Here is a 5,868-nt window from a genome sequence, read left to right on the forward strand (position 1 = left end):
CAAGGTGAGGCCATCGTTTAACGTGGCATTTCCGGTGAACCGTTCCACGGCAACAGCGCTTCATAATCTGCCACCGACTGCGCATGGGGCAGCCGCTCCAGTACGTGGCGCAGCCACGTATAGGGCTCCTGGCCGTTGATCTTGGCGGTCTCGACTAAACTGTAGAGCTGAGCACTGGCGGCGGCACCCTTGGGCGTGTCGCTGAACAGCCAGGCTTTGCGGCCAATCACAAATGGCTTTATTGCGCGCTCTGCCGGGTTATTGTCGATCGGCAAATACCCAGCCTCCACATAACGCTCCAGCCGACTCCAATTGCTCGCCAGGTAATTCACCGCCTTGCCGAGCACACTTTGCGACGTCACATGTGGCTGCGTTTTGTCCAGCCAACTTTTCAACTGCCCCAGGATCGGCAGGCTCTTCTCCTGCCGGCCAGTCAATCGCTGCTCATCACTGGCGTCCTTCAGTTCACGCTCAATGCCATATAGCTTATTGATCAATGACAGCGCCATATCCGCGCGTCCGGCTTTGCCCTTGGGCTGCACTTTCTGAGCTTCAACAAACTTGCGACGCGCATGCGCCATGCACGCCAATCGTTCGACACCCGGCTGCAACGCCAAGGCGTTGTAGCCGGCGTAATCGTCCGTCATCACATAGCCGCGATAACTTTCCAGCAAGCGCAACGGCACCTCCTGCGCACGGCTGGAGGTGTAGTCGAACAGCACGACTTTCCGATCCGGTGGCCCACTGGCTTGCACCCACATCCAGGATTGGCTGGTCGGGTCTCGATCCGGTTCTTTAAGAACTTGGACGCGGGTTTCATCGCAATGGATGACCGGGCTTTCCAGCAACCGGTCGCGCATCAGATTCAGCAGTGGTTGCAGGTGCTCACCGCACTGAATCACCCAGCGCGCCAAAGTCTGGCGCGGAATCTCGATACCGTGTCGGCTCAGCACCGTTTCAAAACGGTGCAGCGGCAAGCCATCGACATACTTGGTGGCCAACAGCATGGCCAGCACGCTCGGGCTGGCCATGCTCTTCTCGATCAACTGTGCGGGTTTGTCAGCGGTGACCGGAGCGGCTTCACAACCACGGCAACCGTAAATTTTACGGATGTGTTTGAGCACCCGGATCTGCATCGGCACGATATCCAGCTGCTCGCTGGTTTCTTCACCGATCACGTGTTTGCGGCAACCACAGGCACAGGCCTGCTCGTGTTCGGGCAGTTCGTGGATGACTTCAATGCGCGGCAGGTCAGCGGACAGCGGTTTGCGCTTGCCACGACGCAGTGTTGGCGCGACCACTTCTTCGTCGTCATCGACCGGAGGTATCGACAGGCTTTCCGGTTCGTTGAACAACGCGAGCTGCGGCGTGTTGGTTTCAACGGTCTGCTCGGACTTGCGACTGAACAGACGGTCGCGCAGTAGCTTGACCTGCTCTTTGAGATCGACGATCTGGCCCTTATCGACCGTGCGCTCCATCAATAACTGCGCAAGCATCTGCTTGAGCAGTACGGGGTCATCGGGAAGGTCTTCGGGCATGGAAATCATGCCCCGGATTATAACGAATCAGGCGACGAATCGCGGCGTCAAAACCTGATGCGGGCGATTGCGCCAGAGGTCAAAACCGTCGAGTAACCAGTTCAGTTCCTGGACGGTGAGGACAATCGCTTCGTCGGTGGCGTCAGGTGATGTTTTGAATCGCTCGGATTCCAGGCGCTTGAGCCAAAGACAGAAGCCGTTGCGCTCCCAGTACAAGATCTTCACACGGTTGCGGGATTTGTTGAGAAATACGAAGAGCACGGGGTCGAACACCGCCACCTTGATGTCCAACTCGACCAGCGCCGCCAAGCCATCAATGGATTTTCGGAAGTCGACGGGCTTGGGGTAGAGATAGACTTTTTCGACTTTGGCGTCGGGACGCATCATGGCGTGCGGGCTCCAGAAAGAAATCGGGAGCACAGCATTGGGGATCAGCTGAGCGCTTTGAATGTGGGGTTCATGGAGCGCTTACGGTTCAGCTGGTGCAGGTGGCCACTGCCGTAATACAGGTGATTGACCTTACGCCCATCCGGCAGGGTCAGCGTGGTCAGGTTGCTGAGCGGGTCGTACTCGTAGCCAAGCGTGCCGTCAGGGGTGATTTCTTTGGTCAGCCGACCGAGCAGATCGTAGGCGTACTCAAGCTTTTCTTCCGTGATCCCAAGCTGCTTGCCGATCCCGCTCGGTTGCCGCTCGATGCTCAGCAACCGGTCGCCGTCGTCGTATGCGAATGTCTGGCTCGCATCACGGTTGATCTTGGCGACCAAACGGCCAATGGCATCACGCTCGAACAGCGTATGGCGCTCGGGCCGCTCGGCATTTTCGCCATAGCCAATCTCATCCAGTCGTGTGAGATGGCCACCGACGTCGTAGCTGAAACGCCGGGTCAGGTTATCCACCCGCACTTCTTCGCTCAGCCGGTCCGAAGCGTCGTAGGCAAAGCTGTACGTGGCGTTGTTCTCGTTGACCAGCGCGGTCAGGCGAATGGCCTTGTCGTACTCGTAGCGAACCCGTTGGCCCTTGGCATCCTGGCGGCTGCTCGGCAGGCCGCGGGCCGTGCGCATCAGGCGGGTGGTCTGGCCCTTGCCGTCGGTGTGGCTGAGTACCTGACCGTAGACGTTGTGGAAACACTAGCGGCTGTCGATTTCGCCCGAGAGGCGAAGCATCCCTTTAAAAAGCGAATGAACAAAGTCGGCACCCGCTTCTGCTTCAATGATGTTAAAGATCGTTCGCTGGGACCAAAGGCCCCTGCCAAAAAATCACTATTCCCGCATCTAAAAATAAGCGCCAGATGCATCAACACAACAGAAACTAAAGCTTAAAATTCATGCACCCTATATATTCACCCGCACATGCCAAGCAAGCAAAAAAACACTAAAATCACTACGCACGCATCAAAACTACTTTTCAAATATCAATCGTCTTCAAAGAGCTCCTTGACGTCTTCATCTCCCATCTGCTCGTATGGAGGCAACCCTGTAGAATCGTCTTCCGATATTTTTTGCTCATTCTCATTAACATCTATGCTTTTCAAGTCATATGGAGCAGTTCCGAACACAAATCTCAGCCCGTCCACTTTCTCATCATTTTCCCCTTTCGCATTACCAACCACACACCACTCCCCCTCCCCCATTTCCAATAACGAAAAAGTATCCAATATAGCCGGGAATTTTTTTATTTTATTTATGACAGATAGACCTTCACTGGGCGAAGCAGCTGTTTCAGAGTAGATTTCAGATACATAACCTAATTCAATCTTCTTTATCAGCCTCGCAAACCCATATAATTCCTCATCAATCTTGAAGGCAACAACATCACCTGCAGAGTACTTGACAGCTTTATTTTTGCGCACTAGAACATCCTCATGATTAGCTGAACTGGTTTGCAGTTCGTGAAACAAGCCGGGACCATTAACTTTGAGAGATAATTCAATCATATACCGTACCTCATCAATCGTCGGCCGCCGCCCTAAAGATTCGAGATATATTTCCTGCAGTTCCTCCAACAGATTCCCAATCCGATCCAAGGGAATATCGCCAATAATCAATTCAGTTTGGTTCGGTGCATTCCACCACCCCATCGTTAAAACTCCTCAGCAGGCTATGGAGCTCGACATTGATTTTTTTCCGCCGAGATTTGATGTCTTTTCATTGAAGCTATTTTCAAAGTACTGCTGGCGAGTTGCGGATCTCATTTTACTCTGATGGTCGTACGAATTAATCTTATTACCTCTATTGGTGTCAGATATAGCCTCACCTACAACACCAGTTTTGGTGCCGTGATGCTCGATGTAAGCTTGTTCGTAGCCTCGCGCCTGCCCGTAGGTGACATTACGATCAAGGACCTTCATCTTTCCACCATTCAGTCTGCCACTAGCAACATGCTCACCACGGCGCCTAGTTACGTTGTCGGTGATTCCAATGTAGTAAGGATCTTTAGCCCCTTTATCATAAAGTGCGTAAACAAAATAGCCAGGTGCAGTTTCTGCCACCCATCCTAAAGGGTCGACCCAAGCAACAGGACTGGGGGCATAGAAGTAGAGATTAAATCCACCGTCGATTCCAATTGGGTCCTGAGAAATATACCTCCCACCTGTAGAGTCATAATAACGGAAGGTATTGTAGTGCAAAGTCGATTCTTCATCCAAGTACTGGCCCTGGAACCGAAGGTTCTGCTCGACCTCACCGATAACCAGTTGCTCTAACGCTCCCCACGAACGATATGTCGCCTGCCAAACGATTTTGCCGTCACTGTCCGTCAACTCCAACGGCGTACCAATCTGGTCAGTATGGAAGTAATAGACCTTCTGCCCTTCCCCTTCAACCTGATCAACCCGCGCCAACGGCGCATAGCTACCCGGCTCGTACAGGTACAAGATGCTCTTCGCAGGCGTCTCCTCACGCAGCATCCTCAGCCCCTGCCAGAGAAAGCGCTTCTGTTCGACCTCGCCCTTGATTTCAGCCTGCTTGGCCACCCGCCGCCCAAGGCTGTCGTACCGGTACTCGCCTCGGCTTTCCAGCTTGCCATTGACCAACGTCTCCGCCCGCACCAGCCGGTTCTCACAGTCATAGGCGAAGTGCTGCAGCTTGCTGTGCCCAGAGCGTTTCTCTATCAGGTTGCCCCACGGATCGTAGCGGTATTCCTGATCCCGCCACTGTTTGATCCGGTTGTCCTTGACCTTGTCGAACTGCCGCGCATTGAAGTCCAGGCGGTTGGCTGCCGGGTCGTAGCGGAATTCCTCGCTGCCGATCAACGAGCCGGTATCACGACTGCGCAATTGGCCGTTGGCTTCGTACTCGTACTTGATCTCGCCACGCAGCTTGTCCAGCGTACGCACCAGTTCACCGGCCGGGTCGTACTGGTAACGGCGGTGGATCGGGTTGTAGGCGTGCTCGACCAGCAACGAGGTATTGATGCCAGTGTTATGCACCTGCGAAAGCTTGTCGGCCGGCAAGGTCGAGGCAAACTGCCAGGCCTTGCGCCCCATGGCGTCATAACCGAAGCAACTGGTGAGCTTGCCCTGGGTCCGGTACACCTCGCGGTGCAGGTCATCGCGCTCCATGTCGCTGATCACCTGACCATCCAGGTTCAGCTGGTGCAGGTGGCCGCTGCCGTAGTACAGGTGATTGACCTTGCGCCCATCCGGGAGGATCAGCGTGGTCAGGTTGCTGAGCGGGTCGTACTCGTAGCTGAGCGTGCCGTCAGGGGTGATTTCTTTGGTCAGACGGCCGAGCAGATCGTAGGTGTATTCCAGCTTCTCTTCTGTGATCCCAAGCTGCTTGCCGATCCCGCTCGGTTCCCGCTCGATGCTCAGCAGCCGGTCACCGTCGTCATAGGTGAATCGCTGTTGTGCGTCGCTATTCAGTTTGGCGATCAGGCGACCAATGGCATCACGTTCGAACAGCGTATGGCGCTCGGGCCGCTCGGCATTTTCGCCATAGCCAATCTCATCCAGTCGTGTGAGATGGCCACCGACGTCGTAGCTGAAACGCCGGGTCAGGTTATCCACCCGCACTTCTTCGCTCAGCCGGTCCGAAGCGTCGTAGGCAAAGCTGTACGTGGCGTTGTTCTCGTTGACCAGCGCGGTCAGGCGAATGGCCTTGTCGTACTCGTAGCGAACCCGTTGGCCCTTGGCATCCTGGCGGCTGCTCGGCAGGCCACGGGCCGTGCGCATCAGGCGGGTGGTCTGGCCCTTGCCGTCGGTGTGGCTGAGCACCTGCCCGTAGACGTTGTAGGTGAAGCTTTCCGTGGTGCCGTCCGGGTGGCTGATGCGCAGCACTTCACCGTCGGGCTTGCGCGCCAGCGTGGTGGTCTGGTTCAGCGCGTCCGTTAC

At 55.3% G+C, this 5,868-nt stretch carries 4 protein-coding genes and 1 pseudogene; all 5 read right to left on the reverse strand.

Features of this window, described 5'->3' with window-relative positions; translation table 11 throughout:
- Positions 1–17 precede the first annotated feature (17 nt).
- The gene (gene tnpC / locus ACF8RA_RS03020) at positions 18–1,547 is read right to left on the reverse strand and encodes an IS66 family transposase (RefSeq protein WP_103469035.1); all 1,530 of its coding nucleotides are present in this window, start codon (positions 1,545–1,547) and stop codon (positions 18–20) included.
- An 18-nt stretch (positions 1,548–1,565) separates the two neighbouring features.
- On the reverse strand, positions 1,566–1,925 hold the full coding sequence (tnpB, locus tag ACF8RA_RS03025) for an IS66 family insertion sequence element accessory protein TnpB (protein WP_012270248.1): 360 nt from the start codon (positions 1,923–1,925) through the stop codon (positions 1,566–1,568).
- An 86-nt stretch (positions 1,926–2,011) separates the two neighbouring features.
- Positions 2,012–2,659 (reverse strand): annotated as a pseudogene (locus ACF8RA_RS03030) (type IV secretion protein Rhs); the annotation flags it as partial.
- 290 nt (positions 2,660–2,949) lie between these two features.
- Positions 2,950–3,615, reverse strand: a complete 666-nt coding sequence (locus ACF8RA_RS03035) for an Imm26 family immunity protein (protein ID WP_176684524.1) — start codon at positions 3,613–3,615, stop codon at positions 2,950–2,952.
- Between the two features lie 12 nt (positions 3,616–3,627).
- Positions 3,628–5,868, reverse strand: a 2,241-nt coding sequence (locus tag ACF8RA_RS03040) for an RHS repeat-associated core domain-containing protein (RefSeq protein WP_392514935.1), incomplete at its 5' end; no start/stop codon positions are given.

It is taken from the genome of Pseudomonas sp. FYR_5, from assembly GCF_043106315.1.
Classification (GTDB): domain Bacteria; phylum Pseudomonadota; class Gammaproteobacteria; order Pseudomonadales; family Pseudomonadaceae; genus Aquipseudomonas; species Aquipseudomonas putida_Y.